The following is a 25,856-nucleotide window of genomic DNA, read 5'->3' as shown; positions in this document are numbered from 1 at the left end:
GCGGCGCGGACGCATCGCCCGAACCCGGCGAGCCCGGCCGGGTCCAGCCGCCTTCCGGCCGCACGGGTCGTGGCGGCGCGGACACGTCACCGGTGCCGGGTTGGGTCGGGCGATTCCAGCCGCCGGCGGGGCGGGGCGGGCGCGACCAGCCCGGGCGCGGCGACGGCGCCTCTCCCGGGGCCGGCGGCGTCACCACCGGCGGCACCGGCGTCGGGGTGGTGCCCGTTCCGCCCTGCACGGGCGGTCTCGGCCGGCCCCAGCCGCCGCTCCAATTGCCCCCATTACCGTCGGGGCGCGGCCTTGGCGGGCGGGTCCCCGACACCGCGGCGCCGTCGCCCGGTACGGTGCCGGGCATGCCCGGGCGCCCGACCCAAGGCCGGCCCGGCCCGCCGGGATTGCCGTTCCACGGGCGCGTACCCGGCGGCCGGTTCGGCCCGGGCGATCCGCCCGGCGCGGTGACCGGCCCGCCCGGATTCGGCGGCGGATTGTCGGTGCCGGGCGCACCCGGCCTGCCGGGGCGTCCCGGCCTGCCTGCCCAACCGCCGGCGCCCCAGCCCGAGCCCGGCTGGGGCGGACGACCGGTCCCCGGCCGGTCGGGCCGGCCCGGGCGATGGAAGTGGCCCGGCGGCGGCCCCTGGAAGCCGCCCTCGCGCCAGTGGCGGAAGCGCTCGGCCATTTCGCGGCGGCGGCGCTGCTCGGCGTCGAAGCGGTGGCGCCAGATCACCGACTGGTTGCCGGCGCGATACCGCGCCCAGCCCGGATAGCGGCTGCGGCCGCTGTCCCAGACCTGGATGAAGCTGAAGATATAGGGGCTGGCGTCGATCCAGGCGTCGGTATCGACGGGGCGATAGTCGCGCCCGTTCAGCGCGTCGCGCAGCTGCAGCGCGCGCTCGTACAGGTCGCCGGCCGGATCGTCATAGTCGCCGAACTCGCCCCGCGGCGCGGCCTCGCCATCGGCGTCATAGACCATCGCCAGCCGCTCGCCCTCATAGGCGAAGCTCATCCCCGGCTCGACCGCCAGGAACGGCCCGCGCGCGCCCGGCGCGAAATAATAGCTGCGGATCCCGCCCCGCTCGCCGGCATCCTCGACGATGATCGTGTAGCCGTCGGCGGTCTGCCAGGCCCAGGGCTCGGCGCCTTCGAAGGAAAAGGCGAAGTCGGGCGGCGCGTCGCCGATCGCGTCCCACAGCGCATCGGCGCGGTCGATCCATTGATAATCGTCCGCCGATTGCTGCACGGCCTGCCCCGCCGCAACCTTTGCCGCCGGACCCGCCGCCGCCATCGCCGCACCGGGCAGCGCCAGCGCCGCGCCGGTCAGCATCGTCAGCCGGATCATCCTCTCGAACCGCATCGCCCTGCTCCCTCCTGCATGATGCCGCAAATTTCCGCCTTCGCCGCTGAACGGCGTGTGAAATATGCATGCAGCTTTGCGAAAGGAATCCCGGCCAGCACCGGCAGCTCCGTTCGCGCTGCCCGGGCAACTGGCACTTCTGCCCGGGCGTTCCTACATCCCACTAGAAACCCCACAAGAACAAAGCTAGAACCTCCGGCATGGCACTTACCACCATCTCCGTCCGCGGCGCGCGTGAGCACAATCTCAAGGGCGTGGACGTCGATATCCCGCGCGACACGCTCACGGTGATCACCGGCCTCTCCGGCTCGGGCAAATCCTCGCTCGCCTTCGACACCATCTATGCCGAGGGCCAGCGCCGCTATGTCGAGTCGCTCTCGGCCTATGCGCGCCAGTTCCTCGAGCTGATGCAGAAGCCCGACGTCGATCATATCGAGGGCCTGTCGCCCGCCATCTCGATCGAGCAGAAGACGACCTCGCGCAACCCGCGCTCGACGGTCGCCACGGTCACCGAAATCTATGACTATATGCGCCTGCTCTGGGCGCGCGTCGGCGTGCCCTATTCGCCGGTCACCGGCCTGCCGATCAGTGCGCAGACCGTCAGCCAGATGGTCGATCGCGTGCTGGCGCTGCCCGAAGGCACCCGCCTGCTCCTCCTCGCCCCGGTCGTCCGCGGCCGCAAGGGCGAGTACAAGAAGGAGCTCGCCGAATGGCAGCGCGCCGGCTTCCAGCGCGTCCGCATCGACGGCGAGACCTATCTGATCGAGGAGGCCCCCGCCCTCGACAAGAAGTACAAGCACGACATCGAAGTGGTGGTCGATCGCCTCGTCGTGGCCGACAGCATCGGCACCCGCCTGGCGGAATCGTTCGAGACCGCGCTCAAGCTCGCCGAGGGGCTGGCCTATGTCGACCTGGTCGACACGACCGTAGCCGAGCTCGCGGGCAATCGCGTCCAGGAGGCGCGCGCCGAGTTCAACGTGACCGGCGGCGCGATGAAGGGCACCGGCATCCCCGACAACCGCATCGTCTTCTCCGAGAAGTTCGCCTGCCCGGTCAGCGGCTTCACCATCCCCGAGATCGAGCCCCGCCTTTTCTCGTTCAACGCACCCCAGGGCGCCTGCCCGGCCTGTGACGGCCTGGGCGAGAAGCTGGTGTTCGACGAGGACCTGGTCGTCCCCAACCATGACCTGACGATCAAGAAGGGCGCGATCGTGCCCTGGGCCAAGTCCAATCCGCCCTCGCCCTATTACATGCAGGTGCTCGGCTCGCTCGCCCGCGAGTTCGGCTTCAGCATCGACACGCCCTGGCGCGACCTGCCGGGCGAGGTCCAGCTGATCATCCTCCACGGCACCGGCGGCAAGCCGGTCACCCTCACCTTCGTCGACGGCAAGAAGTCGTACGACGTGAAGAAGCCGTTCGAGGGCGTGATCGGCAACCTCAACCGCCGCATGCTGCAGACCGAGTCCGCCTGGATGCGCGAGGAGCTGGCCAAGTACCAGGCCGCGCACCCCTGCGAAGTCTGCCACGGCGCCCGCCTCAAGCCCGAGGCGCTGGCGGTCAAGATCGCCGGCGAGGACATCAGCCACGCCACCCGCCTCTCGGTGGTCGACGCGCTCGCCTGGTTCGAGAAGCTGCCCGCCACGCTCACCCCGCAGCAGAAGGAGATCGCCCGCGCGATCCTCAAGGAGATCGACGAGCGGCTCGGCTTCCTCAACAATGTCGGCCTCGACTATCTCAACCTCAACCGCACCTCGGGCACCCTGTCCGGCGGCGAGAGCCAGCGCATCCGCCTCGCCAGCCAGATCGGCAGCGGCCTGTCGGGCGTGCTCTACGTGCTCGACGAGCCGAGCATCGGCCTCCACCAGCGCGACAACGACATGCTGCTCGCCACCCTTCGCCGTCTCCGCGATCTCGGCAACACCGTGATCGTCGTCGAGCATGACGAGGACGCGATCCGCACCGCGGACTATATCCTCGACATGGGCCCGGGCGCCGGCGTCCATGGCGGTGAAGTCGTCGCGCGCGGCACGCTGGACGAGATCCTCACCGCCAAGGGCTCGGTGACCGCCGATTATCTCAACGGCACCCGCGAGGTTCCCGTGCCGGCCAAGCGCCGCAAGGGCACCGGCAAGAAGCTCACCGTCGAGAATGCCACCGCCAACAACCTGCGCGGCGTCACCGCGAGCATCCCGCTCGGCACCTTCACCTGCATCACCGGCGTCTCGGGCTCGGGCAAGTCGAGCTTCACGATCGACACGCTCTATGCCGCCGCCGCCCGCCAGCTCAACGGCGCGCGCCTGCTCGCCGGCAAGCACGACCGGATCGCCGGCCTGCAGCATCTCGACAAGGTGATCGACATCGACCAGTCGCCGATCGGCCGCACCCCGCGCTCGAACCCGGCGACGTACACGGGCGCCTTCACCAGCATCCGCGACTGGTTCGCCGGCCTGCCCGAGGCGCAGGCGCGCGGCTACAAGCCCGGCCGCTTCAGCTTCAACGTCAAGGGCGGCCGCTGCGAGGCGTGCCAGGGCGACGGCGTGCTCAAGATCGAGATGCACTTCCTGCCCGACGTCTATGTCACCTGCGACGTCTGCCACGGCCAGCGCTACAACCGCGAGACCCTGGAAGTGAAGTTCAAGGGCAAGAGCATCGCCGACGTGCTCGACATGACCGTCGAGGACGCGGTCGAGTTCTTCAAGGCGGTCCCGCCGATCCGCGACAAGATGGCGATGCTGGCCGAGGTCGGCCTGGGTTACGTCAAGGTCGGCCAGCAGGCGACCACGCTCTCGGGCGGCGAGGCGCAGCGCGTCAAGCTCGCCAAGGAACTCGCCCGCCGCGCCACCGGCAACACGCTCTACATCCTCGACGAGCCCACGACGGGCCTCCACTTCGAGGACGTCCGCAAGCTGCTCGAAGTGCTCCACGCACTGGTCGAGCAGGGCAACACCGTGGTGGTGATCGAGCACAATCTCGACGTCATCAAGACCGCCGACTGGATCCTGGACCTGGGCCCGGAGGGCGGCGTCAAGGGCGGCGAGATCGTCGCCCAGGGCACGCCGGAGGACGTGGTGAAGGAACCGCGCAGCTATACGGGGAAGTATCTCGCGCCGTTGCTCAAGCAGAAGGTCAAGGAGCCCGTGGCGGCGGAATAATTCCCAAACCCCTCTCCCGCCTGCGGGAGAGGGAGGGGCCCGCCGCCAAAGGCGGTGGGAGGGTGAGGGTGCGTGGGCGCCACGAGCCCTCACAGGCGCCCATTGCCGTCACCTCGCCCGCATTGCCCAAATCGAGGCCGCCGCCCATGCCGGGAATGACGCCCTGCTGATCGGCATAGCATCTATCTGCCTAGGGCGGCGGCTGCGTGCTGGTCCTGCTGAGCCCGTTACTGGTGATCTGGCCCGCGCCCCGACCGACTCAGGATGCCGCGCTGCGAGGCCTACGAAGGCTGGAGGTCCACACCATCACACTGCTGACGACGGGAGTATCGTTTGCGGTGTTCTGGGTGCGGTTCTCGGAGTGGGGTAACGCGCGCCGCCAAGTATAGCAGCCCGACACGTTGGTGATGATCGAACACGATCCTGACACAATCAGGATTGCCGACCGGATCATCGACTAGAGGAGCATCAGGAAGGCGGCCGAGCAGCTATCCGGAGAATTATCTTTCGTCGTTTCAGGCACCTAACCAATAAGCAGGCGCACGCACGACCAGAGTACCATGGCACCATCGCCCACCACACTGCCCAAACCGACTGAGGAATAGCTTCACTATGATTATTACATAATTGAGATTGCGTTGACGCAAAGTGCTTGCTGTGATTAACTAAAAAAGCAGTGATATTTATCATGCCATAAGGAAGGTGTGATGCTACCACATAAATTTGCCGTCACCGGCGCGATTTTCATTTGCACTTTACTGTTTTCTGGAATTCTGTTCGGACATCACATATATCTGGACGATGCCCTGGGTGTGCATCGGACGCTTCGTGAAGCGTGCACGGCGCTTTGGGCCGTACTGATTCCCTTGTGGTTTACCTTCGAAACCCAATCTTATGCGCCTGATGCCAGTGAACCACAGGCACTGCGTTCCTTCATCGGAAACCAAAAGGCAGGACAACTCGTCACAGTCGGGCTTGGCCTTGTAGTGGCCGCGTTGCTGGGTTTCAATCCGAACTCGGACTCGAGCAAACTGGGCGAAAATGGCGCCACATCAATAATAAACACCTCACCCGCCAGATGATTTATCTTTGCATTTATCGCATTATTCCTAAAACCCTTATCTGATTAATGCCATTATCCGCCAAATCATATCGCATCTATTTGATTTATTGATCGCACTATGATTAATATCGTTTCCGAATCGAAACGATGGTGTGGAGGCTATTGTCGTGCGGCGCATTCGTAAATCGGTATTTCGAAATACTCGATCGATCGTAGCAATCTACTTACTCATTTTCGCGAATGAGGCGTTCGCGCAATCTGTTTGCGACGACATCAACGAGCAACAAGCTTCGCTGAACAGGTCTTGGCGCCAACTCAACGAAGACTACCCGGTAACCATGACGGGCTTCCTGGAGTGCATGCGCAAAGCGGACGATATTTCCGAGAAGAACGGCTGCACGGCCGCGGCAATTGTTATGGCGAACCAATGCCCCTTTGGCGGATGCTCTACAAATGCCGATGACTGGTCCGGAAGAATTCTATCTCTACAAATCCGTTGGTCCAATCTATCACGACGCAAGATCGGCGCCCCATGGTGTAGATTTGATTACGATGCCATGAGAGAATACATGACCAGCTAGTTCTTTACGCTGGCGCTCTATTAGCCATTAAACAAACCCTCGTCGTTTTTGTGATACTGACCGCGCAGTTATCCCCCGGTGGGTATCGCCCCCAAACGCGCCGCCCAAAAGAACAAACCATAAACAAATTGCTGTCCTACAGCCCCCATTCCAGCATACCTAACCGGTCCTCAAGCAAACCCGAGAGGACCACCCGATGAGCGCACACCAGAACTTCCTCCCCCCGTACGGCGATGACGAAGTCGTCGAGCTGGCGGTCGACGAGTACACCAAGTCCCCCTCGCAGCGGATCGCCGGCTGGTCGGGCGCGAACCAGGCGCGGTTCCTCCGCGCGCTCGCCGATGGGGCCACGGTCGGCCAGGCGTGCCGGCTGGTCGGGCTCACCCAGCAATCCGCCTATGCCTTTCGCCACTCCGCCCGCGGCACGCAGTTCGGCATCGGCTGGCAGGCTGCGCTGCTCCATGCGCGCAACCATCTGGCGGACGTGCTGATGGAACGCGCGCTCCACGGCACTGTCGAGACGATCACCCGCCCCGACGGCAGCGAGGTCGAGCGCCACCACCTCGACAACCGGCTCGGCATGGCGATGCTCAACCGGCTCGATCGCATGGCCGACAAGGCGGCGAAGGAGACCACCCATGCCGCCGCGCGGCTGGTCGCGCAGGAGTTCGAGCCGTTCCTCGAGCTGGTCGCGCGCGATGCCGGGCCGGCGCGCGCCGGGCTGTTCCTCGCCCGCCGGGTCGAGGCCGCCAGCGAGGACGATCTCGCCCCGGTCCGCGCGCTCGCCCGCGCCGATACCTGGCTGCGCACCCATACCGACCTCGCCGAGCCGCTCGCCCTCGACGATCTCGATCCCGATGCGCGCCAGGCCTGGAGCGGCGCGCAATGGCTCCGTGCCGAGGCCGCCGGGCTGGTCGAGATCGCCCCCGCGCAGGCGATGGAGATTCAAGCGATTCAAGATTTCCCCGATGGCCCGGCCGACGATGACGAGCCGGTCTGGTGGGACGAGGAGGCGCGCGCCTGGCGCACCCATTTCCCGCCGCCCCACAACTTCCGTGGCGAGGAGGAAGGCGAATATGGCGAGGAGGGCTATGAGCGCGAACTGAGCCCGGAAGAGGAGGAAGCGCTCGACGCCCCGATGCGCGCCGAGGTGGAAACCCGCCGCGCCCTGGAGACCGAGGCCCGCGATCGCTGGTTCGCCGCCCTCGCCGCTCCGCCGGCGGACGACCCGGCCACTGCCGTTCCCACGGAACAACCCGCGCCGTGACCCGCCAGCGAGCCACGGCGCGGGCCGGTCCTTCAGGCGTTGGCCGGCTTGGGTGCCGCCTGGGCGAGGGCCAGCGGCGTGTCGGCGGTGCCGCTCGGTGCGCTGAAATGGATGTTGGTGTCGGTCAGCGTGATCGTCACGGTGTTGCCTGCGTCCTCGTCGCGCAGCAGGAACTCCTTGTACCCCTCGACCGAGGTGTCGTTGGTCGCGGCGGTCAGCACTTCCATCAGCACGCCGGCGACGTCACCGGCACCCAGCGTCTCGGGCCCGGTGGCATCCAGTCCCTCGGCGATCACCTCGCCGAAATTGGCGATGCCCCAGTCGACCTTGTCCCACAGCCAGCGGGCATTGGAGGGATCGGTGTTCCACACATTGCCCTGGCTATCGACGGCGAGCAGGAACCACCAGTCCTCTCCGGTGGTGCCGAAGCCGGTATTGTACTCAACGGCCAGTGCCGGGCTGGTGGTCTGGCCGGGGGCGAGATTCTCCCAGCCCGCCTTGCTCGAATAGACGTCGCTATATTTGTGCGAGAGGCCGATCGAGACGAAGGTCTTGCTGCTGTTGTTGGTGATCACGGCGGATGCGGTGTTCTCGGTCGTCATGCGACTCTCCATCTGTCTCCCGCTCGGGCATTCCCCTATCGATTCCGTGGCTTGCGGGCAGCAAGGGATGCATCCGATCCCGTGGCGAAAGCGGTTCTGGCGGTGCAACGAGCCGCTTGGTGCCGGGATTCGCGCGGCAGGTCCGGATCGGAGAAATCCGGGGCCGGCTTGAAAAATCCGGCGATGTTCGCTATATGGTCTTCAGGCGCCCACCGCTTTTGTGCGGCGAACCGCTTCCGCAATGCGGAACCGCAGCGCCTTTTCACCGCTTATCCGCCTGTGCGAGCGCCATGCGCCGTTCCGGTCGTGCACCCGCTCCAGCGCGATGAGCCAAGAACCAGAAACAAGGAATATCATGAACTTTTTCGACAAGATCCACGAAACCCAGATTACCCGTACCCGCAAGAACCCGTTCCAGGCATTCGTGCCGCCGCATCGTCGGCTTTTCCCGGTCGCCAGCCCGCGCAATTGCGCCGTGGCCCGCGCCGCGGCGATCGAGGTTCTCGGCTGATACCGGCGTGGTCGCGGGGGCGTTCCGGCCCCCGCCCTTGCTTTTCGGGCGTTTTGCGCCCACATGACACATCGCTTCAGTCGCACATTGACGGCCTCCGGCGCCCTGCGGCTCCCTTGACCCTCCTTCTGCCCCTTGCAGCGCGAAGCGCGCCACCTTCTGGCGCGCCGCACAGGAGTATCTACCATGAGCCACACCGGCACCGTAAAATTCTTCGATGCCGTCAAGGGCTTCGGTTTCATCAAGCCGGACGGCGGCACCCAGGATCATTTCGTCCATATCAGCGCCGTCGAGCGCTCGGGCATGTCGACGCTCAACCCGGACCAGCGCGTGAACTACGATCTGGAAGAGGACAAGCGCGGCCGCCCGTCGGCAGCGAACCTCTCCGCCGCGGAATAGGCCGGGCCGGCGGCCTCCGATCGCCGGAGCGCCGCCTTTCCCCCTTTTCAGCAGGAGCCGTTTCATGGCCCAGCCAGACTATCGTGCCCAGGCAGCCCGCTGCCGGGCGGAAGCCGATCTCGCCACGCTCGAGAATGTCCGCGACCGATGCCTGCGCGCCGAAGCCGCATGGATCGACATGGCAGTACGCCAGGAACATGTCGCCGACGCCCGCGCCCGACGCGAGAGCAGCCCGGCAAACTGACCTTCACACAGCTCTCAGCCCCCTTCCGCGGTGCGCGCGGAAGGGGGTTTTGTGCTGCCTGCAGCATCGGCCATCCGGTATCCCGGCGCGACCAGCCGTGCGCATGGTGGTTTCGCCTGCGCATCTTTGCAGCCTATGGTCCGCTCCGGGGCGGGGGCATGTTCCAACCAAAAAGGGGATGTCCGTGAAGCATATCGTCATGCTGTTGCCGCTGGTTCTGGCGGCCTGCAATTCCGGTCCGAACGTCACCGCGAAGAATGCGTCGGTCGAGGAAGTCTCGAACAAGGTCGCCGCAGCGGCGGGTTCGGGCAATTTCATCTCACCGGGTGCCTGGGAAAGCAAGATCGTCGCCGACATCGAGATTCCGAACATGGACAAGATACCGGCCGAGACGGTGAAGGCGATGAAGGAGAAGATGCAGCAGGGCCAGACGGTCACCACCTGCGTGACCGAGGAGGACGTGAAGTCGCCCAAGGCCGGCATGTTCGGCGGCGACAAGAGCTGCCGCTACGATCACTTCACCATGGCCGGCGGCACCATCGACGCCAAGATGACCTGCGATCGTGCCGGCCAGAAGCAGGTGATGACGGTGAAGGGCACCTATTCGGCCACCAGCTACCACACCGAAGTGAAGACCGAGGGCGCTGGCGGGAAATTCTCGGCGACGGTCGATGCGAAGCGCACCGGCCAGTGCACGGGCAAGGAACAGGGCTGACCAAAGCTCGGGTCGCCGGGCGGCGGGGCGGAACGCTCGCCCCGCCCACCCGTTTCCCGTCGAAACCCCTTGAGTCAGAGAGGAATTTCGATGGCGACGCCCTCCCGCAAGTCTTCCACCGGCACCACCACCGCCGCTAGGCGCAAGCCCGCGGCCCGCAAGCCCGGGGCGAAGGCCAAGGCACCCGCGGCAAAGCAGGCCGCTCCTGCAAACCGCACCGCGCATTCGGCGGGCATCGCCTCGCTCGGCGCGATCGCCGTGGCGGTGCTGGGTGCGGCAGCCTTCGGGGCGTGGCGACTGCTCCGCCGCCCGGTCGAGGGCACCGAGCCCGTCGACCTGATCGGCGACGGCCATCCGGACGGATCGGAACGGGCCCCGGAGGCCTTCCGCCCCGATCCCACCGCCTCGGTACCGGCATCCGAGCGCGGACAGTTCCGCCCGGCCCTGGCCACCGCCGGCCCGGGCGCCGGGTCTTTGTAATGGCTGCGAAACCTTTCGCCCTCCCCGTGCATTCCCCCATGCGAGCGGGTTCACGGAGGAGGAGAGAGATGCGTATCCTGTTTGTGGGACTCGCTGCCGCGGCGACCCTCGCCGGCTGCACCGATTACGGCGGCGGCCGCCCCGGCGGCGGCTATGGCTATTCCAGCTATGACTATAACCGCCCGGATCCGTCCTATGGCGGCTATTATGCCGATCGCTACTACCGCGACGACCGCAGCTACCGCGAGTATCAGCTGAGCCGCAACGACCGGGTCTATCGGGGCCAGGACGGCCGCTATTATTGCCGCCGCTCGGACGGCACCACCGGCCTGGTGGTCGGCGCGGCAGCCGGTGGCGTGCTCGGTGCGATCATCGCTCCGGGCGGTTCGGAAGTGCTCGGCGCGCTGATCGGCGCGGCGGCGGGCGGCGCGGTCGGTACCTCGGTCGACAAGGGCGAGGTTCGTTGCCGCTAGCCTAAAGGGTACCTTCAAGCCGGGGCCCTGATGCCCTAGATCAGGGCCTCCGGCCATGAGGGAGAACCGAGACATGACGACCCGTACCGCCACTGCTCGCTACGAAGGCTTCGGCAAGGAAGGCAAGGGCCACATCACCACCCAGTCGGGTGTGCTGACCGACCAGTTCTACGGCTTCAACACCCGGTTCGGCGACGAGCCCGGCACCAATCCGGAAGAACTGATCGCCGCAGCGCATGCCGGTTGCTTCACCATGGCGCTCAGCTTCGCCCTGGCCCGTGCCGGGTTCAGCGAAGGCTCGCTGGAGACCAGCGCCGCCGTGAAGCTCGAACAGGATGGCGACGGCTTCACCATCACCCGCTCGGACCTGACCCTCAAGGCCAGCGTCCCCGGCCTGGCCCAGGAGCAGTTCGACGCGCTGGCGGCCGGCGCCCATGCCAACTGCCCCGTCTCCAAGCTGATCAAGGCACAGAGCAACCTGGACGCCACCCTGCTCTGAAACATCCTGCCCCACGGCGCTTGCAATGTAGGATTTCGCCTGCTTTGCCTGTGTCGTGGGGCAGATGGCGGATCCTTCGAATGCGCGTTTCCCCGGCGAAGACCCGGGCCCAGGCTTGCGAATATCTCACGCAGGTCGATGGAGCGCGCGACGCTCGAAAAGATTCCGGATGCCCCAGCCTTCGCAGCGAAGAAGAGCGAGAAGTCAGCAGCACCCAGCCACCGCGGCAAATGCCACGCCCCAAAACGCAAAAGGGGCCCGGCATTGCTGCCAGGCCCCGTGTCGCCGGACTGCTGCCGTGGACCCGGACGGATCGTTCGGCAAGGTTTCGGCGGCTCCTCCACTCGCGCCGGCAAGGGCATGCGAGCTTTGGGTCGGTCGTCGAGGCTGGCCGTTGTCCACTCACCCCGAAGGGGAGTTGCGGTTGCCAGCCCCGGCGGCCCGCTTCGTCTCTCCGGCCGGGACCGGAAGTCGGAAGCCTTGCTGGACGCTTTTCTCCGCTCGATCCCTCCAGGTCCTTCCGCATCGCTTGCGCGCCGCATCCGGCTGGCCGATCTCCCGGCGGTCCGTTCCTTCGTTCCCGAAGCCGAGCGCTTGCGCACCCGTTTCCGCGAACCAGGGTTCGTACCCTTTCCGTCTCTTCCTTCCCGCTTCGAGCCGCACTTTCGTGCCGCCTTCGGCATCCGCTTCGAGCCACGCTTGCGCGCCACCTTCCGCTTCGTTTCCCACCGCGCTTGCGCGCCGCGGTCCACTCCTGCTTCGTACGACGCTTGCGTGCCGCACTCCGCTTCCGGTCGAGCCGTGCTCCGCTGTTCCCCGAAACCTTGGCAGCGCCTGGGCGGCACTTCGGTTTCGCAACTTGCAGGAGCTTTCGCATCCCCGAACCGTTCCCGGATGCGGTTTCCCGAAGGCACCCGCACCGTTCTCGGCCCGTGTAAGCTTCTGATCTTGCTTTGGTTTCCCGCCGCCGAACCGTCCCGCTTACAGATAGGATGGTGTCATCGAACCCGAGTCGCGCAAAGCGGGATTCGCACCTTCAAACCTGTGAAGACTGTGGATAATGTGGAGAACTAGGTAATAATATTGCGGGGAGCCCAATGGGGAGGCGCCAATTCGAACCCGGCGAAATCGAAGCCCGGGACGACGATGCAGCTCACCAGCGCCCAGCCATGGGGCGCCTCGGTCGCCTGCCAGCGATTCGCCGGAACGAGGCACTGGGGCGCATAGCCGGCGAGTACATCCCCGCCAAGCCGGGTCGTCACCGGATCCTGCTCCGCCGCATCGGCGATGTGCAGGTCGAGCGGGCTGCCGGCGTGCCAGAGCCACCATTCCTCGGCATCCACCCGGTGCCAGTGCGAGCGCTGGCCCTGCTCGAGGAGGAAATGGATCGCCGTGCCCTTCGACCGCCCGTCCCCGCCCGCCGCCGCCCGCCAGGTCTCGCGGTACCAGCCGCCCTCGGGGTGCCGCGCCAGGCCCAGCCGCTCGATGATCGCCTTCGCTTCGTCCATAACTGCCTCCGGGATGAACGGCTTGTTGTTTTCGGTTAATGAAACCAGTGCGGATACGAAACGTTCATCGTCCGGTTTGCCCAAAACTGCATCATCAGGAGTGAGACATGCGTAAATTGATCCTGGCGCTCGGCGCCCTCGCCGTGGCGCTGCCCTCGGCCAGCTTCGTGCCGGTCGCGGCCAACGCCGCCCCCATCGCCAAGGCGGGTGCCGACGGCGCCTATTCGCAGGACCGCCGCTATCGCAAGCGCTACGCCTATCGCGAGTGGCGCGGCCGTGACGGCCGCAGCTATTGCCGCAAGCCCGACGGCACCACCGGCCTGGTGGTAGGCGGCGTGGCCGGCGCACTGGTCGGCCGCACTATCGACACGCGCGGCGACCGTACCGTCGGCACCCTGCTCGGCGCCGCGGCCGGCGCGGTGGCAGGCCGCGAGATCGAGCGGAGCGGCAATCGCAAGTGCCGCTAATCCCGGCATGAAAGCGGTCCGCCCGGCACAGCGCCGGGCGGACCGCCTTCGCGTTCGGGCACTCGGACTTAACCCTTGCGCGCTATAGGCATGGGCCATGCTCCGCGTGCTCATCCTTTCGACGCTCTTCCCCGACGCGTCGCGGCCCAATTTCGGCATCTTCGTCGAGCGCCAGACGCTCTCGCTGGCTGCACGGGACGATGTGGAGGTCCGCGTCGTCGCCCCGCTGGGTTTGCCGCCCTTCCCGCTCTCCCGCCTGTCGCGCTATGCCGCCCTCGCCGGCCTGCCCCGGCATGAGCAGTGGAAGGGCCTGACGGTCGACCGTCCCCGCTTCCGCAACCTGCCCGGCACCGGCGGCCGCTTTCACGCCCGTGCCCTGGCCGCGGCGGTGACGCCGCTGCTCGAGGAGATCCGCGAGGATTTCCCCTTCGACGTGATCTCCGCAGAGTTCTTCTTCCCCGACGGCCCCGCCGCGGTCGAGCTCGGCAGGCGCCTTGGTGTGCCTGTCTCGATCAAGGCGCGGGGCTCCGACATCCATGACTGGGGCCGGCGCAAGCACATCGCCCCCCAGGTCATCGCCGCGGGCCAGGCCGCCAATGGCGTGCTCTCGGTGAGCGACGCGATGCGTGACGACATGATTGCCATGGGCATCCCCGGCGACAAGATCGAGACGATCACCACCGGCGTCGATCTCACCCGCTTCGCCCCGCGTGACCGCGCCGCCACCAAGGCCGCACTCGGCGTGACGGGTCCGCTGGTCCTCTCGGTCGGCGCGCTGATCCCGCTCAAGGGGCACGACATCGTAATCGACGCAGTCGCCACCCTGCCCCGCGTCTCGCTGTGGATCGCCGGCGAAGGGCCGGGCCGCAAGCGGATCGAGGCGCAGATCGAGGGGCTCGGCCTGGGCGACAGGGTCAAGCTGCTCGGCTCGGTTCCGCCCGACCGCGTCGCCGCCGCGCTGGCCGCCGCCGACGCGATGGCGCTGGCTTCCGAGCGTGAGGGCCTGGCCAATGCCTGGCTCGAGGCACTGGCGAGTGGCACGCCCATCGTCATCCCCGATGTCGGCGGCGCCCGCCAGGTGGTGACCGCCCCGGCGGCGGGCCGCATCGCGCCGCGCACCGCACCCGCCTTCGCCGCCGCACTGGCCGAGCTGATCGCCTCGCCGCCCGATCCCGCCGACACCCGCGCCGTCGCGGCGCCCTTCACCTGGGCCGCCAACAGCGCCCGGCTCCACGCCTTTCTCAGCCGTCTCGCGGACCGCCCCGCCGCCTAGCGAGGGAACCGGTTCGCCCCGCGCGCCGTTCGTGTCCGGGGCGGGACGGAGAGAAAAGACGATGAACCCCTTTCGCAACCTGCCGCTGCCGCCCGCCGAGGCGACGCCGCTCGTCTATTATATCCTGCCGCAGGACGGCCTGGATGCCGAGGCGCCGATCGGCCCCGGCGACCTGGAAATCGAGTTCGAATTCGAGGCCGATTTCGACGCGGACGACGAATGACCATTTCCGCGTTGACTAGCCCGCCCTGCTCCGTGACATTCATGACAGTGAAGTTACTGGCGGTGGAGACCGAGTGATGGCGGGCAAGAAGGACAAGAAGGCCGGCGAGCCGAAGACCGAGAAGAAGGGTTTCCTTCCCAAGAGCATCGCCGGGATGAAGCTGCCCAAGGAGTTGCGCAAGCAGTTGGACGCCTTGGCCAAGCATCCGGTGGTGAACGATCTGCTCGCCGCCGGCCTGGTCGCGCTCGCCGCCAAGCTCAAGCCCGAGGCCAAGGCCTCCGAGCCGGCGGAAGCCGCACCGGCACCGGCACCCACTCCCCAGCCGGTCGCCGCCGAGGCGAAGCCGGTGGTGAAGCGCGCCCGCAAGGCGCCCGCAGCCGCCAAGCCCGCGGCAAAGGCGCCCGCCAAGACCGAAGCCAAGCCCGCCGCCAAGGCGCCGGCAAAGGCCGCTCCGGCCAAGGCAGAGGCAAAGCCGGCTGCACCCAAGCCTGCTGCCAAGGCGGCGTCGGCAAAGGCTCCGGCTGCCAAGGCGGAAGCCAAGCCGGCGGTAGCCAAGGCGCCCGCAGCGCCCAAGGCTGCGGCGAAGCCCAGGACGGCCGCTGCCAAGGCCCCGGCCAAGGCCGAAGCCGCTGCGGCGCCGACCGAGGCGGCCAAGCCGGCGCCCAAGTCGCGCAAGCCCGCGGCGGCCAAGGCCCCCGCAGCCAAGCCCCGCGCCACCACGCGCCGCACCAAGGCAACAGCGCCGAAGACGACGCGCTGATCCTCTGCTAGGCATCCCGCCGAACAGAGAAGGGGGCATTGATGGAACACAAGCCGCACGCCGAGGGGCCGGCGCACGGTCTTGAGCGCATGGCGTTCTTTTCCGACGCGGTATTCGCGATCGCGATCACGCTGCTGGTGATCGAGATCCATGTACCGCACGTCGAAGCGCCATATACCGATGCAGGGTTCCTGAAGGCGCTGGCGCAGCTGATCCCGAACTTCATCGGGTTCTTCGTATCGTTCTTCGCGATCGGCCTGTTCTGGATCGGGCACCACCGCGCCTTCAATTGCGCGCGGCACTGGAGCCCCGCGCTGTTCGGCCCCAACCTGCTGTTGCTCAGCACGATCGCGGCGATGCCCTTCTTCACCGCCTTCGCATCCGACTATTATGGGCACCGTGTGCCGACCGCCTTCTATTGCGGATGGATGGTGCTGATCTCGATCTTCAACATCCTGGTGCAGCGCATCCTCACCGCACCGCCGGTGGTGGACCCGCATGTGCCGCCCGAGCAGACCCGGCTGATCCGCCTGCGCGGGCTGGCCGCGCTGCTGGGGTCGCTGACTGCGTTCGTCACCAGCCTGTTCGTGCCGCCGCTCGCCCAGGTCGCGCTGATCACCATTCCGCTGTGGCGCCTGCTGCTCGTGCGGGTCGTGCCGGCGCGCTGATCTCCAACGGCTCGCGCCACGCCGACTCGCCGAAGTTCACGAAGTTCGCGCCAAGAGCGGGTTTTTGCGGCGCCAAAATTGACACGGTTCCCGCGGAGGCTTCGCATCTCGCAGCATTGTTGCGCGGGTGTGATCCTATCTTTCCTACTGCCTCAAAGAGCGGCCGGGCCAAGGGCCTGACTGCGGGAGTGCAACAGACGAAATCCTACATTGCAAGCTGTGCCGACGAACACGCCCGTCATCCCGGCGAAGGCCGCGATCTCAGGCGATGGCGCACCCCGGGTAAGGAGCCGCACGAGATCCCGGCTTTCGCCGGGATGACGATTAGGGCCCGGCCTCAGCGCTTCTTCGCCCAGGCGCGGTACTGCCGTGCGCTGAGGTCGACCAGGTCGCCCTGCACCACGTTCATGTCGATAAGGTGGAGGCCCCAGTCCTTGAGGGTCACCGCGCCGACCTTGATGTCGCCCGGGATCGTGTCGGTCCGCGGATCGGCGGGATCCGCATTCACCGTCACCGCCAGATAGTTGAACCCGTCCTTGTTGACGCATTCGGTGGAGATCAGACCGGGCAGGCTGACGAACGGGGTGGTCACCGCCGGACCGTCCTTGCTCCAGGCCTCGGCCGGCGCCTGGATCAGCATGTTGCCGCCCGCATTGAGATAGGCGTGTGCAACCGCCTTGCCGCCGAGCGCGGCGGGATTGGTGCAGCCCGCCTCGACGCCCGGCCGGTCGCCCTTGGCGAAGCGGCTGGTCGGCGGCGGCGGGGAATCGGCGCGGAAGCTCTCATAGGTGACGATACAGCCCGCCTGGTCGGCGCTGCGGCATAGCGGGATGGTCGGGAAGACGCCGCCGACGTCCTTGCCGACCGGCACCGGCACCGAACTGCCGATCAGCATCGCCGAGACCAGCTGCTTCTGCGCCGGCTTGCCGTCGATCTCGCGCGCGACGAGCTGGGTGAGGACCAGCGAGCCCTGGCTGTGCCCGATCAGCACCACGCCGCGGCCCTTGTTGTCATGGGCCATGTAGTCGTCCCACGCGGCCTTCACGTCGCCATATGCCTTGTCGCGATCGATCGCCGGCGTACCGCCGCCCATGACGCTGCGCAGCGCGGTGAGCGTCACCTGGCGATAGACCGGCGCGTACAACCGGCAGTTCTTCGCGAAGCGCGCGACCTGGAACTGGGCGACGCGCTGCTCCTCGGGGCCGGGCACCATGTCGCTGTTCGGCGTCGTGTCGAGCGAGATGGTGGGATAGACGTAGAAACAATCGAACTTCGGATCGGTCGCAGCCTTGAACGGCTCGACGCTCTGCTTGCCGTCGGCGGCGATCACCGTGGTCGAGAGGTCGGCGGCACAGGCATCCTGGCGGCCCGGACGGCACAGCCAGTTGGCGGTGTTGCGATAGTCCGGCGTGTCCGACTGCGCGGCCATGGCCAGCGCGAGCGCGAGAATCATGTGTGCCTCCCTCTCTGTTTGGAGGAAGCCTAACCCTAAAACCCTCCCTCGCGAAGCGGGGGAGGATTTGAGAAAGGGTCAATCCAGCGGGTAGAGGGCGCCGGCGATCCAGCGCAGTTCGGCACGCAGCACGCCCCAGGCGCGGGCGGCGGCGCGGCTGTCCATCGCCTCGATCCCGATCCCCTTCGCCCCCAGCGCCGCGGTGAGCGCGCGCGGCGGACGAACCAGCGTGGCGCCGGTGCCGAGCAGCAGGAACTCCGGCCGGGGCTCCAGCCCCAACACCGGGGCGAGATCGGCTTCGGTCAGTTCGGCGATCGGCGGCGGCGCCCAGCCATCGGCGCGCTCGGGGGTGATCAGCAGCCCCTCATACACGCCTTCGTCGACCCGGAAGCCGCGCCCGGAGAAGCCGGAGATGACCGGCCCCTCCGCGCTGGCGCGCTTCACTTCCATCATGAGCGCCTCCGCGCAGGCATATCAGGCGCCTTCGCGCGGACCCACGCGCTCTGCGCCGCTCGCCGCCGACGGCTTCTCCTCGCGCGGACCCGGCTTCAGGCCCAGCGTGATCAGCAGCGACGACGAGACGTAGATCGACGAATAGGTACCGACGACGATGCCCAGCATCATCGCGGCGGTGAAGCCACGCAGCACCGGGCCGCCGAAGATCAGCAGCGAGGCGAGCGCGAGCATGATCGTCAGCGACGTCATCACGGTACGCGGCAGCGTCTCGTTGACCGAAAGATCGATGAGCTCGCTCATCCCCATCTTGCGGTACTTGCGCATGTTCTCGCGGATACGATCGTCGATCACCATCTTGTCGTTGATCGAATAGCCGATGATCGTCAGCACTGCGGCGACGATGTTCAGGTCGAACACCATGCCGGTGACCGCGAAGAAGCCGAGCGCCATCAGCACGTCGTGGATGATCGCCACCGCGGTCGACACGCCGAACTGCCATTCGTAGCGGAACCACGAGAAGATCGCGATGCCGACGATCGCCAGGATCACCGCCAGCACGCCCTTGTTCACCAGCTCGCCCGAGACCTTGCCCGAGACGGTGGAATAGGTGCTGAAGGTGGCGCCGGGGAACTTGGCCGCCAGCGCGGTCTTCACCGACTCCACCATCTTGTCGACCGCGTCGTCCGCCTTCGAATGGGGCACGGGCAGGCGGATCGTCACGGTGTTCTGGCCGCCGAGCTGCTGAAGCGCAGCCTCGCCGAAGCCGAGCCGGTTCACCGTCTCGCGCACCTCGTCGAGGTGCGGCGGGCTCTGGAACTTCTCCTCGATGGAAACGCCGCCGACAAAGTCGACGCCCATGTTGAGGCCATGCACACCGACCAGCGCGATCGCCGCGACCGTGAGGAACGCCGTGATCGCGAAGGCGATGTGGCGGACGCGCACGAACCCGATGTTCGTGTTGTCCGGGATTATCTTGAGGAGCCGCATGGCGCGTCGCTTCCTTAAATGTTGATTTCGGTCGGCCGATTACGGCGCAACCAGATCGTGACGAGCATGCGGGTGAACACGACGGCGGTGAACACCGAAGTCGCGATACCGATCAGAAGCACGATGGCAAAACCGCGCACCGGACCGGAACCGAGGATCACCATGATCAGGCCGGCGATCGCGTGGGTCACGTTCGCCTCGAAGATGGTGCGGCTGGCTTCCTTGTAGCCGAGCTCGACCGCCTGCATCACGCTTCGCCCGCGCCGCCGCTCTTCGCGGATGCGCTCGTTGATCAGCACGTTGGCGTCGACCGCGGTACCGATGGTCAGCACGAAGCCGGCGATGCCCGGCAGCGTCAGCGTCGCGTTGATCAGGCCCATCACCGCCAGGATGATCAGCACGTTGATGGTCACCGCCAGCGTGGCGTAGATGCCGAAGCGGCCATAGGTGAGGATCATGAAGGCGATCACGGCCACGATCGCGATGATCGAGGCGGTGATGCCGGCACGGATCGAGTCGGCGCCGAGCTCGGGGCTCACCGTCGATTCCTGCACGACCTTCAGGTCGACCGGCAGCTTGCCCGAGCGCAGCGCGATGGCGAGCTGGTTGGCGCTGTCGACGGTGAAACCGCCGTTGATCACGGCGCTGCCGCCGAGGATCGGCTCGTTGATGTTCGGCGCCGAGATCACGACGCCGTCGATGATGATCGCGAACGGCTTGCCGCTGTTCTCCTGCGTGACCTTGGCGAAGCGCTTGGTGCCCGCGCCGTTGAGCTCGAGCGTGACGCCCGGCGCACCGGTCTGCTGGTCATAGGTCTGCTTGGCATCGACGAGCATGTCGCCGGTGATCATCACCTGGCGCTGCACGGCGACGTTGCCGCCGCCCTGGTGCGGCATGATCACCGAACCCGCCGGGGCCTCGCCGCGCTGCACCGCATTCTGGTCCGCGGTGGTATCGACCAGGCGGAATTCGAGCTTCGCGGTCTTGCCGACGAGCGCCTTGAGCGCGGTCGGATCCTGCAGGCCGGGGACCTGAACGACGATGCGGTTGGTGCCCTCGCGGATCACGGTCGGCTCGACCGTGCCGAGCGCGTTGATGCGCGTCTCGATGATCTCGCGCGCATCGCTCATCGCGGTGTCGATCGCTTCGGTAATCCCCGCCTCGGTTGGCGTCAGCACGAACTGGGACGAGTTGACCACGGCGACGTCCCACTGGCGCTGGCCAGTGGTGCCGACGCCGGTGCCGGTGATCGCGAGCAGCTTCTCGCGCGCCGCATCGACCTTGGACGGGTCGCGGAGCATGAAGCTGACCTTGCCGCCCTGGACCGAGATGTCGCCGATGTCGATCTTGGGATCGCGGCGCATTTCGGTGCGGACCTGCTCCTGCATCTGCGTGAGCTTGGCCTGGCGCACGTCATCGGTGTTCGCCTCGAACAGCAGGAAGCTGCCGCCGGCGAGGTCGAGGCCGAGGTTGATCGCGGGCTTGGGCACCCAGCTCGGCCAATGGTCGCGCGCGCTCTTGGGGAAGAAGCTCGGCACCGACAGCGCGATCATGATCGCGATGCCGGTGAGGATCGTCGTGATCTTCCAGCGAGGAAAGTCGAGCATCAGTCGTTCGCGGGCTTGGCGCCGCCGGCGGGCATCACGCTGGTGAGCGTGGCCTTGATCGCGCGGACCTTCACGTTCGGGGCGAGTTCGACCTCGACCTCGTTCTCGTCGACCTTGGTCACCTTGCCGACGAGACCGCCGCCGGTGACGACCTGGTCGCCCTTCTTCACGGCGTTCACCGAATTCTGAAGATCCTTCATCCGCTTCTGCTGCGGACGAATCATCAGGAAGTAGAAGGCGATGAAGATGAGGACGAGCGGCGCGAGGCCGAGGATTCCGCCCATCGGGCTGGCTTGTCCTGCCGCGCCTGCGGCCTGTGCATGTGCTGGCGTGATGAGCATGAGATCCTGATTTTATTATGTGGCGAGGGCGTCGCGGAATCCCGCTCCGTTCAAGCGCGGCGCGCTAACATGCGGCACAGGTCGGCGCAACTATTGTCGCCAATGGCTTGCATCCCGCGCCGGTCCGGCCTAGAGGCCGCTCCCTCGGTCGGGGCGTAGCGCAGCCTGGTAGCGCATCACACTGGGGGTGTGGGGGTCGCAGGTTCGAATCCTGTCGCCCCGACCATTCAAATAAAATCCAATATTCACAACCCCTTCCGGGGGCCTCGGTCAGCTGTAGGCGAATCGCAGCGGCCCGGGGCGCGGCACCTGCGCCGATCGCGCGGCATAGATCGTGTAGCCGCAAAGCAATCCGTACATCGCCAGCCCCTCGACCTGCCAGAAGGGCATCGTCGCCATGTTGAGCAGGAAAAAGGCGAAATGCGCCGCGAGCAGCTTGAACCGCTCGCCCCGCGCCGCGATCGCCGCGGTGAACATCACCGTCCACAGCGCCAGCATCGCCGCCACGCCGAACCAGCCGAGATCGTAGAGCGTGCCGACCAGCGTGTTGTGCGGATAGACCTTGAACAGCCCCACCCAGCTTTCCGGCCCGAAGCCGAACAGGTGCTGGAGCGGCGTGCCCTCGGCCCAGGCGTAGATGTAGCTGCTCCAGATCAGCGGGCGGGCCGACATCACCTGGCGCTCGAGATAGTCGAAGTCGCGCGGCGGCTTGATCAGCGCCGTCGGGTCCGAGAGGAAGGCGCCCAGATCGGCGAACTTGGCGCTGTAGAGCAGCACGCCGACCGCGACGAGCAGCACCCCGGCCACCCCCGCGCTTACTGCCATCGGCACGCGCTGGTCGCGCCGGACGCTCAAGGTCAGGCCGCTCAGGAAGACCGCCAGCGCGAGCGGGGCGAAGGCGAGGATCGTCGTGCGATAGCCGGCGAGCAGGATGCCGAGGAACGTCGCCGCCAGGAACGCCACCCGAATCGGCCTCGGCGCGGACTTGGCGAAGCAGCCGACCAGGAAGCCGGTCATCATCGCGACCGAGAAGGCGGCCTCGTGGTTGTAGCCGCCGATCCACACCAGCCCGTCGCCATCCTCCGACCCCTTGGGCAGGTGCAGCGCCAGCGACAGCGCCTGGAAGACGAGCAGCGGCAGGAACGAGACCATCGCCCAGCTGAGGAAACGCGCATCGGGGTCGATCCGCAGCGCCTGGAACACCGCGACGATGATCACGGTCATGTACGCATATTTGACGCCGGCATTGATGCCGCCCGCCGGATCGCCGTTCAGCACCGCGCTGAGCAATGCCAGCGCGACCAGAGCATAGACCGGCAACAGCCATTTGAGCGCGAGGTTCGCCGGTCGCACGACGAAGAGCAGCCCGAAGCCGGTCACCCCGATCGACAGGAGCGCATTGCCCGACAGCCCCGCCGCGAACGGCTTGAACATGTAGAGGTGATAGGCGCCGGCGATGTAGCGCAGCCACAGCGCCACCACCACAAAGGCGCCGGCCATGCTGCCCGCCCGCCGCGCCGCGATGACGAGGGGGACGAGCAGCATCGCCGTGACCGGCAGCAATATGCCGAGCCCGAAGGCCGGGCCATAGGGCAGCGACTCCGTGTTCACGGTGCCGCCCGATCAGTCGGCGTAATAATGGCGATAGGCCTTCATGAAGTTGCCGCCACCTTCATAGCCAGCCCGCTCCTGCTCACGCACATCGACCAGGGTGAGCACCGCGCCCAGCATCTCGGCATGGACGTCATAGAGGCGCCGGAGCGCCACCGAGGCGGCCTTGGACGGGGTGCGGCGCCAGCGCACCAGGAACACCACGCCGTCCGCCATGCTGGCGATCACCCGCGCCTCGTCGACCGGCAGCACCGGCGGCGTGTCGAGGATCACCAGGTCGTAGCGTTCGCGCACCTGCTCGATCAGCTGGGCCAGCCTGGGGCTCTCGGCCAGGCTGATGCCCTTCGAATCGAGCCGCTGCGGGAGCAGGCAGGCATCGGACAGGCTGTCCTTGACGATCGCCTGTTCCAGCGTGGCGGTACCCGCCAGCACCTCGTCCAGCCCCAGCGTCACATTGTCGGTGAACTGGCGACTGGATGCGCGCCGGCGCGCATCGACGTCGATCAGCAGCACCTTGCCGCCCGCCGCCGCCACGGCCCGGGCCAGGCCCATCGCCGTGGTGGTCTTGCCCTCGCCCGGCACCGAGGAGGTGATCGCGACCACCCGAATCGGCTTGCTCGCCTCGGCGAACTGGATCGAGGTGCGCAACGTGCGGAACGCCTCGGCAAAGGTCGATTGCGGCCGCTTGAGCAGCAGCTCCGCCGGTGGCGCCGGCGGACCCGACTTGCGATAGCCGGGCAGCGTGTTCGCATCGGGGATCGAGGCGAGCGTCGGCAAGGCCAGCGTGTTCTCGATCGCGTCGCTGGTCTCCAGCCCGCGTTCGAGCAGCTGCAGCAGCACCACGAACAGCACGCCGATGCCCAGGCCGCCGACCACGGCCATCGCCGCATAGATCAGCTTGTTGGGCGAACTCGGCGCACTGGGCACGCGGGCGCGGCTGACGATGTAGGAATCGCTGCGCTCCAGCCCCGATTGCGCGACCGTCTGACGGTAGCGGTCGAGGAACGCCTGGTAGAGCGTCCGCGACGATTCGGCGTTGCGCTCCAGTTCGCCCAGCCGCACCGACGCCTCGTTGTCGCTGGCCAGCTTGCCCTGCGACTGCGCAACCGAGCCGGCGAGCGAAGCCGCGCGCTGGCTGGCGATGTTCGCCTGGATCGAGACGTTGGAGACGATGCGCTGCACTTCGGCGGCGATCGCCTGGTCGGCGACGCGGAGCTGGCTCTGCGCCCGGACGAGGTCCGGATGGCGCGGGCCATAGCGCTTCTCCAGCGCCGCGACTTCGCGCGCCACTTCGGCGCGCTGCGAGCGGAGCTGGCTGACCACCGGCGAATCGAGCGAATCGCCCAACTCCTCGCCGCTGCGCCCGCCGCGCAGCTGCGCCCTTGCGGCCGAGAGGCGCGCCTGGGCCGCGGCATTCTCCGCCTTGGCCTGGGCGAGCTGGGTCGAGAGGCCCGACAGCTCCTGCTGCGTCACCGTGCTCGCATTGGAGACGGCGAACAGATTGTGCGCCGAACGGTAATCCGCGACCGCACGCTCGGCATCCAGCACCTGGGTGCGCAGCTGCTGCAACCGCTGCTCGAGGAACTTGCGGGCGCGCAACGTCGCATCGGCCTTGGAGCCCGCCTGGCCGGAGACATAATCATCGACGATCGCGTTGGCGATCTGCGCGGCCTGCACCGGGGTGCTGCCTTCGAACGACACGCTGATCGCGTAGGACAGGCCATCGCGCTTGGCGGTGAGCCCGCCCAGCAAGGTGCCGATCGCGCGCTGGCGGCCGATCAGGTCGGGCTGCGCCGGCGCTGCCTGACCGGGCACCGCCACCTTGTTGAACGCAGGATCGCGATCGAGGTGCAGGCGATCGACCACCCGCCCGATCAGCTCGGGCGAGCGCAGTGCCTGTACCTCGGTATCGACCGCGGCCGAATCGGGATCGGTGGTCGGCACCACCGAATCGACGTTGATCACCCGTTCGGCCGTCCGTTCCAGCGCCACCTGCGCGGTGGCGAGGTAGCGCGGCTCCGCGACCAGATAGGCGGCCGCGGCGACTGCGATCGCCGCGACCATTGCCGCACAGAGTATCATCCATCGCCGGCGCAGCACCGCGCCGACATGGCGCAGGTCGATCAGCGCACCGCGATCGACCTGCGGATCCGCCTCGATGCGGGGCGGCGGGCGCCTCGTGATTGCGTCCATATCACGCCGTGGCCATGAAGGCGCGCACCGCCGGCGCGAGGTCCGGCCGAGCAAGCGCCAGGGCGAGCGTCGCGGTCACGAACCCGCTCTTGTCGCCGCAATCATAGCGCTTGCCCTGGAAGGTGAGGCCGTGGAACGGCTGCTGGCCGATCATCCGCGCCAGCGCGTCGGTGAGCTGGATCTCGCCGCCCGCGCCTTCCTCCTGGCTGCCCAATATGTCCATCACCTCGGGCTGGAGGATGTAGCGACCGATGATCGCCAGCGTGGACGGTGCCACCTCGGGCGCCGGCTTCTCGACAAGGCCGAGCACCTCGGTGATCGCGCCGTTGCGGGCGCCCGGGGTGACGATGCCATATTTGCGCGTGTCCTCGGGTGCGACTTCCTCGGTGCAGATCAGGTTGCCGCCCAGCTCCGAATAGGCGTCGACCATCTGCTTGAGGCAGCCGGGCTCGCCGACCATGAGGTCGTCGGGGAGCAGCACGGCGAAGGGCTCGTCACCGACGATCCTGCGCGCGCACCACACGGCATGGCCGAGGCCCAGCGGCTCCTGCTGGCGTATGATGGTGATATCGCCCGGCGACGTCCGCGTGCCGTGCAGCACCTCGAGCGACTTGCCGCGCCGCGTCATCGTCTCTTCGAGCTCGAAGGCATGATCGAAATGATCGTCGATCAGGCTCTTGCCGCGGCTGGTGACGAAAATGAACTGTTCGATGCCCGCCTCGCGGGCCTCGTCGACGGCATATTGAATCAACGGCCGGTCGACGACCGGAAGCATTTCCTTGGGCATGGATTTGGTCGCCGGAAGAAACCGGGTTCCGAGGCCACCAATGGGGAAAACCGCTTTGCGTACTCTTCGCATCTTCCACCCTTTCATGGGTGCTGGGTCCCCCCGGAAGACCAGCAACATCCATCAGGGCGAGATGACCTCGCAGATACTCGAACACGTCAGTCGGATCTGCGAACTCGATCACC

The 25,856-nt window shown here is 67.1% G+C and carries 26 protein-coding genes, 1 tRNA gene and 1 pseudogene; 17 read left to right on the top strand and 11 right to left on the bottom strand.

Translation table 11 applies throughout. The annotated features are described in order from the left end of the window. Positions 1-1,351: pseudogene (locus tag GGR46_RS25400) on the bottom strand (hypothetical protein); the annotation flags it as partial. Between the two features lie 200 nt (positions 1,352-1,551). Between GGR46_RS25400 and uvrA the strand changes: the two are divergent. From uvrA to GGR46_RS09595, 4 genes are all read left to right on the top strand, one after another. Continuing rightward, complete coding sequence (gene uvrA, locus GGR46_RS09610; RefSeq protein ID WP_183997127.1) at positions 1,552-4,503, top strand: excinuclease ABC subunit UvrA; 2,952 nt, start codon at positions 1,552-1,554, stop codon at positions 4,501-4,503. 707 nt (positions 4,504-5,210) lie between these two features. Continuing rightward, on the top strand, positions 5,211-5,585 hold the full coding sequence (locus GGR46_RS09605; protein WP_183997125.1) for a hypothetical protein: 375 nt from the start codon (positions 5,211-5,213) through the stop codon (positions 5,583-5,585). Between the two features lie 148 nt (positions 5,586-5,733). Beyond that, the gene (locus GGR46_RS09600; RefSeq protein WP_183997123.1) at positions 5,734-6,147 is read left to right on the top strand and encodes a hypothetical protein; all 414 of its coding nucleotides are present in this window, start codon (positions 5,734-5,736) and stop codon (positions 6,145-6,147) included. Positions 6,148-6,343: 196 nt separating this feature from the next. Continuing rightward, positions 6,344-7,414, top strand: coding sequence for a hypothetical protein (locus tag GGR46_RS09595; RefSeq protein WP_183997121.1), 1,071 nt, complete (start codon positions 6,344-6,346; stop codon positions 7,412-7,414). 32 nt (positions 7,415-7,446) lie between these two features. Here GGR46_RS09595 and GGR46_RS09590 read toward each other — a convergent pair whose 3' ends face one another. Continuing rightward, positions 7,447-8,016: a hypothetical protein gene (locus tag GGR46_RS09590; RefSeq protein WP_183997119.1), complete on the bottom strand. Its 570-nt coding sequence runs from the start codon at positions 8,014-8,016 to the stop codon at positions 7,447-7,449. Positions 8,017-8,257: 241 nt separating this feature from the next. On the opposite strand from GGR46_RS09590, the gene GGR46_RS09585 reads away from it, so the two are divergent. From GGR46_RS09585 to GGR46_RS09555, 7 genes are all read left to right on the top strand, one after another. Beyond that, complete coding sequence (locus GGR46_RS09585; RefSeq protein WP_183997117.1) at positions 8,258-8,527, top strand: hypothetical protein; 270 nt, start codon at positions 8,258-8,260, stop codon at positions 8,525-8,527. A 186-nt stretch (positions 8,528-8,713) separates the two neighbouring features. Beyond that, positions 8,714-8,926, top strand: coding sequence for a cold-shock protein (locus GGR46_RS09580; protein ID WP_183997115.1), 213 nt, complete (start codon positions 8,714-8,716; stop codon positions 8,924-8,926). A 64-nt stretch (positions 8,927-8,990) separates the two neighbouring features. Further along, positions 8,991-9,170, top strand: coding sequence for a hypothetical protein (locus GGR46_RS09575; RefSeq protein WP_183997113.1), 180 nt, complete (start codon positions 8,991-8,993; stop codon positions 9,168-9,170). Between the two features lie 184 nt (positions 9,171-9,354). Continuing rightward, positions 9,355-9,885 carry a DUF3617 family protein gene (locus GGR46_RS25395; protein WP_183997111.1) on the top strand — a complete coding sequence of 177 codons (531 nt, stop codon included), beginning with the start codon at positions 9,355-9,357 and terminating at the stop codon, positions 9,883-9,885. A 90-nt stretch (positions 9,886-9,975) separates the two neighbouring features. After that, complete coding sequence (locus GGR46_RS09565) at positions 9,976-10,365, top strand: hypothetical protein (RefSeq protein WP_183997109.1); 390 nt, start codon at positions 9,976-9,978, stop codon at positions 10,363-10,365. Between the two features lie 68 nt (positions 10,366-10,433). Further along, entirely contained in the window at positions 10,434-10,838 is a 405-nt protein-coding gene (locus tag GGR46_RS09560) for a glycine zipper 2TM domain-containing protein (RefSeq protein ID WP_183997107.1), read from the top strand. 73 nt (positions 10,839-10,911) lie between these two features. Next, positions 10,912-11,337, top strand: a complete 426-nt coding sequence (locus GGR46_RS09555; protein WP_183997105.1) for an OsmC family protein — start codon at positions 10,912-10,914, stop codon at positions 11,335-11,337. Positions 11,338-12,407: 1,070 nt separating this feature from the next. Here the strand turns inward: GGR46_RS09555 and GGR46_RS09550 are convergent. Further along, the gene (locus GGR46_RS09550; protein WP_183997103.1) at positions 12,408-12,845 is read right to left on the bottom strand and encodes a cupin domain-containing protein; all 438 of its coding nucleotides are present in this window, start codon (positions 12,843-12,845) and stop codon (positions 12,408-12,410) included. A 107-nt stretch (positions 12,846-12,952) separates the two neighbouring features. Here GGR46_RS09550 and GGR46_RS09545 point away from each other — a divergent pair, with 107 nt between their 5' ends. The 5 genes from GGR46_RS09545 to GGR46_RS09525 all read left to right on the top strand — a co-directional run bounded on the left by GGR46_RS09545 (position 12,953) and on the right by GGR46_RS09525 (position 16,236). After that, positions 12,953-13,312: a glycine zipper 2TM domain-containing protein gene (locus tag GGR46_RS09545; protein ID WP_183997101.1), complete on the top strand. Its 360-nt coding sequence runs from the start codon at positions 12,953-12,955 to the stop codon at positions 13,310-13,312. A gap of 97 nt (positions 13,313-13,409) precedes the next feature. Beyond that, positions 13,410-14,585, top strand: a complete 1,176-nt coding sequence (locus GGR46_RS09540; RefSeq protein WP_183997099.1) for a glycosyltransferase — start codon at positions 13,410-13,412, stop codon at positions 14,583-14,585. A 61-nt stretch (positions 14,586-14,646) separates the two neighbouring features. After that, positions 14,647-14,808 carry a hypothetical protein gene (locus GGR46_RS09535; RefSeq protein ID WP_183997097.1) on the top strand — a complete coding sequence of 54 codons (162 nt, stop codon included), beginning with the start codon at positions 14,647-14,649 and terminating at the stop codon, positions 14,806-14,808. Positions 14,809-14,884: 76 nt separating this feature from the next. After that, a complete protein-coding gene (locus tag GGR46_RS09530; RefSeq protein ID WP_183997095.1) occupies positions 14,885-15,568 on the top strand; it encodes a hypothetical protein in 684 nt (227 codons plus the stop codon). Between the two features lie 41 nt (positions 15,569-15,609). Beyond that, positions 15,610-16,236 carry a TMEM175 family protein gene (locus GGR46_RS09525; protein WP_183997093.1) on the top strand — a complete coding sequence of 209 codons (627 nt, stop codon included), beginning with the start codon at positions 15,610-15,612 and terminating at the stop codon, positions 16,234-16,236. A gap of 337 nt (positions 16,237-16,573) precedes the next feature. Here GGR46_RS09525 and GGR46_RS09520 read toward each other — a convergent pair whose 3' ends face one another. The 5 genes from GGR46_RS09520 to yajC all read right to left on the bottom strand — a co-directional run bounded on the left by GGR46_RS09520 (position 16,574) and on the right by yajC (position 21,080). After that, positions 16,574-17,689 carry a DUF3089 domain-containing protein gene (locus GGR46_RS09520; RefSeq protein ID WP_183997091.1) on the bottom strand — a complete coding sequence of 372 codons (1,116 nt, stop codon included), beginning with the start codon at positions 17,687-17,689 and terminating at the stop codon, positions 16,574-16,576. Positions 17,690-17,767: 78 nt separating this feature from the next. After that, positions 17,768-18,139: an Mth938-like domain-containing protein gene (locus tag GGR46_RS09515; protein WP_183998756.1), complete on the bottom strand. Its 372-nt coding sequence runs from the start codon at positions 18,137-18,139 to the stop codon at positions 17,768-17,770. 24 nt (positions 18,140-18,163) lie between these two features. Next, positions 18,164-19,132, bottom strand: coding sequence for a protein translocase subunit SecF (secF, locus tag GGR46_RS09510; RefSeq protein ID WP_183997089.1), 969 nt, complete (start codon positions 19,130-19,132; stop codon positions 18,164-18,166). Positions 19,133-19,146: 14 nt separating this feature from the next. Then, a complete protein-coding gene (gene secD, locus GGR46_RS09505; RefSeq protein ID WP_183997087.1) occupies positions 19,147-20,739 on the bottom strand; it encodes a protein translocase subunit SecD in 1,593 nt (530 codons plus the stop codon). Next, positions 20,739-21,080 carry a preprotein translocase subunit YajC gene (gene yajC, locus GGR46_RS09500; protein ID WP_183997085.1) on the bottom strand — a complete coding sequence of 114 codons (342 nt, stop codon included), beginning with the start codon at positions 21,078-21,080 and terminating at the stop codon, positions 20,739-20,741. Before yajC ends, secD begins: the two co-directional genes overlap by 1 nt. A 149-nt stretch (positions 21,081-21,229) precedes the next feature. Here yajC and GGR46_RS09495 point away from each other — a divergent pair. Next, positions 21,230-21,306 (top strand) — tRNA-Pro (locus GGR46_RS09495). Between the two features lie 44 nt (positions 21,307-21,350). On the opposite strand, the gene GGR46_RS09490 is transcribed toward GGR46_RS09495, so the two are convergent. Genes GGR46_RS09490 through GGR46_RS09480 form a run of 3 tightly spaced genes read right to left on the bottom strand, consistent with a single transcriptional unit; the run spans position 21,351 to position 25,743 of the window. Further along, positions 21,351-22,691 carry a hypothetical protein gene (locus GGR46_RS09490; RefSeq protein WP_183997084.1) on the bottom strand — a complete coding sequence of 447 codons (1,341 nt, stop codon included), beginning with the start codon at positions 22,689-22,691 and terminating at the stop codon, positions 21,351-21,353. 12 nt (positions 22,692-22,703) lie between these two features. Then, the gene (locus GGR46_RS09485) at positions 22,704-24,884 is read right to left on the bottom strand and encodes a GumC family protein (protein WP_183997082.1); all 2,181 of its coding nucleotides are present in this window, start codon (positions 24,882-24,884) and stop codon (positions 22,704-22,706) included. Position 24,885: 1 nt separating this feature from the next. Next, positions 24,886-25,743: a UTP--glucose-1-phosphate uridylyltransferase gene (locus tag GGR46_RS09480; protein ID WP_183997080.1), complete on the bottom strand. Its 858-nt coding sequence runs from the start codon at positions 25,741-25,743 to the stop codon at positions 24,886-24,888. Between the last annotated feature and the right edge of the window lie 113 nt (positions 25,744-25,856).

It is taken from the genome of Sphingomonas kyeonggiensis, from assembly GCF_014196745.1.
Lineage (GTDB): Bacteria > Pseudomonadota > Alphaproteobacteria > Sphingomonadales > Sphingomonadaceae > Sphingomonas > Sphingomonas kyeonggiensis.
This window is presented reverse-complemented; position numbering and strand designations above follow the sequence as displayed.

Excerpts from the sequence above, each read along its gene's own strand:
- uvrA (WP_183997127.1), top strand. The coding sequence starts at position 1,552 with ATGGCACTTACCACCATCTCCGTCCGCGGCGCGCGTGAGCACAATCTC.
- GGR46_RS09605 (WP_183997125.1), top strand. The coding sequence starts at position 5,211 with ATGCTACCACATAAATTTGCCGTCACCGGCGCGATTTTCATTTGCACT.
- GGR46_RS09595 (WP_183997121.1), top strand. The coding sequence starts at position 6,344 with ATGAGCGCACACCAGAACTTCCTCCCCCCGTACGGCGATGACGAAGTC.
- GGR46_RS09590 (WP_183997119.1), bottom strand. The coding sequence starts at position 8,016 with ATGACGACCGAGAACACCGCATCCGCCGTGATCACCAACAACAGCAGC.
- GGR46_RS09585 (WP_183997117.1), top strand. The coding sequence starts at position 8,258 with ATGCGGAACCGCAGCGCCTTTTCACCGCTTATCCGCCTGTGCGAGCGC.
- GGR46_RS09580 (WP_183997115.1), top strand. The coding sequence starts at position 8,714 with ATGAGCCACACCGGCACCGTAAAATTCTTCGATGCCGTCAAGGGCTTC.
- GGR46_RS09575 (WP_183997113.1), top strand. The coding sequence starts at position 8,991 with ATGGCCCAGCCAGACTATCGTGCCCAGGCAGCCCGCTGCCGGGCGGAA.
- GGR46_RS09565 (WP_183997109.1), top strand. The coding sequence starts at position 9,976 with ATGGCGACGCCCTCCCGCAAGTCTTCCACCGGCACCACCACCGCCGCT.
- GGR46_RS09560 (WP_183997107.1), top strand. The coding sequence starts at position 10,434 with ATGCGTATCCTGTTTGTGGGACTCGCTGCCGCGGCGACCCTCGCCGGC.
- GGR46_RS09555 (WP_183997105.1), top strand. The coding sequence starts at position 10,912 with ATGACGACCCGTACCGCCACTGCTCGCTACGAAGGCTTCGGCAAGGAA.
- GGR46_RS09550 (WP_183997103.1), bottom strand. The coding sequence starts at position 12,845 with ATGGACGAAGCGAAGGCGATCATCGAGCGGCTGGGCCTGGCGCGGCAC.
- GGR46_RS09545 (WP_183997101.1), top strand. The coding sequence starts at position 12,953 with ATGCGTAAATTGATCCTGGCGCTCGGCGCCCTCGCCGTGGCGCTGCCC.
- GGR46_RS09540 (WP_183997099.1), top strand. The coding sequence starts at position 13,410 with ATGCTCCGCGTGCTCATCCTTTCGACGCTCTTCCCCGACGCGTCGCGG.
- GGR46_RS09535 (WP_183997097.1), top strand. The coding sequence starts at position 14,647 with ATGAACCCCTTTCGCAACCTGCCGCTGCCGCCCGCCGAGGCGACGCCG.
- GGR46_RS09530 (WP_183997095.1), top strand. The coding sequence starts at position 14,885 with ATGGCGGGCAAGAAGGACAAGAAGGCCGGCGAGCCGAAGACCGAGAAG.
- GGR46_RS09525 (WP_183997093.1), top strand. The coding sequence starts at position 15,610 with ATGGAACACAAGCCGCACGCCGAGGGGCCGGCGCACGGTCTTGAGCGC.
- GGR46_RS09520 (WP_183997091.1), bottom strand. The coding sequence starts at position 17,689 with ATGATTCTCGCGCTCGCGCTGGCCATGGCCGCGCAGTCGGACACGCCG.
- GGR46_RS09515 (WP_183998756.1), bottom strand. The coding sequence starts at position 18,139 with ATGGAAGTGAAGCGCGCCAGCGCGGAGGGGCCGGTCATCTCCGGCTTC.
- secF (WP_183997089.1), bottom strand. The coding sequence starts at position 19,132 with ATGCGGCTCCTCAAGATAATCCCGGACAACACGAACATCGGGTTCGTG.
- secD (WP_183997087.1), bottom strand. The coding sequence starts at position 20,739 with ATGCTCGACTTTCCTCGCTGGAAGATCACGACGATCCTCACCGGCATC.
- yajC (WP_183997085.1), bottom strand. The coding sequence starts at position 21,080 with ATGCTCATCACGCCAGCACATGCACAGGCCGCAGGCGCGGCAGGACAA.
- GGR46_RS09485 (WP_183997082.1), bottom strand. The coding sequence starts at position 24,884 with ATGGACGCAATCACGAGGCGCCCGCCGCCCCGCATCGAGGCGGATCCG.
- GGR46_RS09480 (WP_183997080.1), bottom strand. The coding sequence starts at position 25,743 with ATGCGAAGAGTACGCAAAGCGGTTTTCCCCATTGGTGGCCTCGGAACC.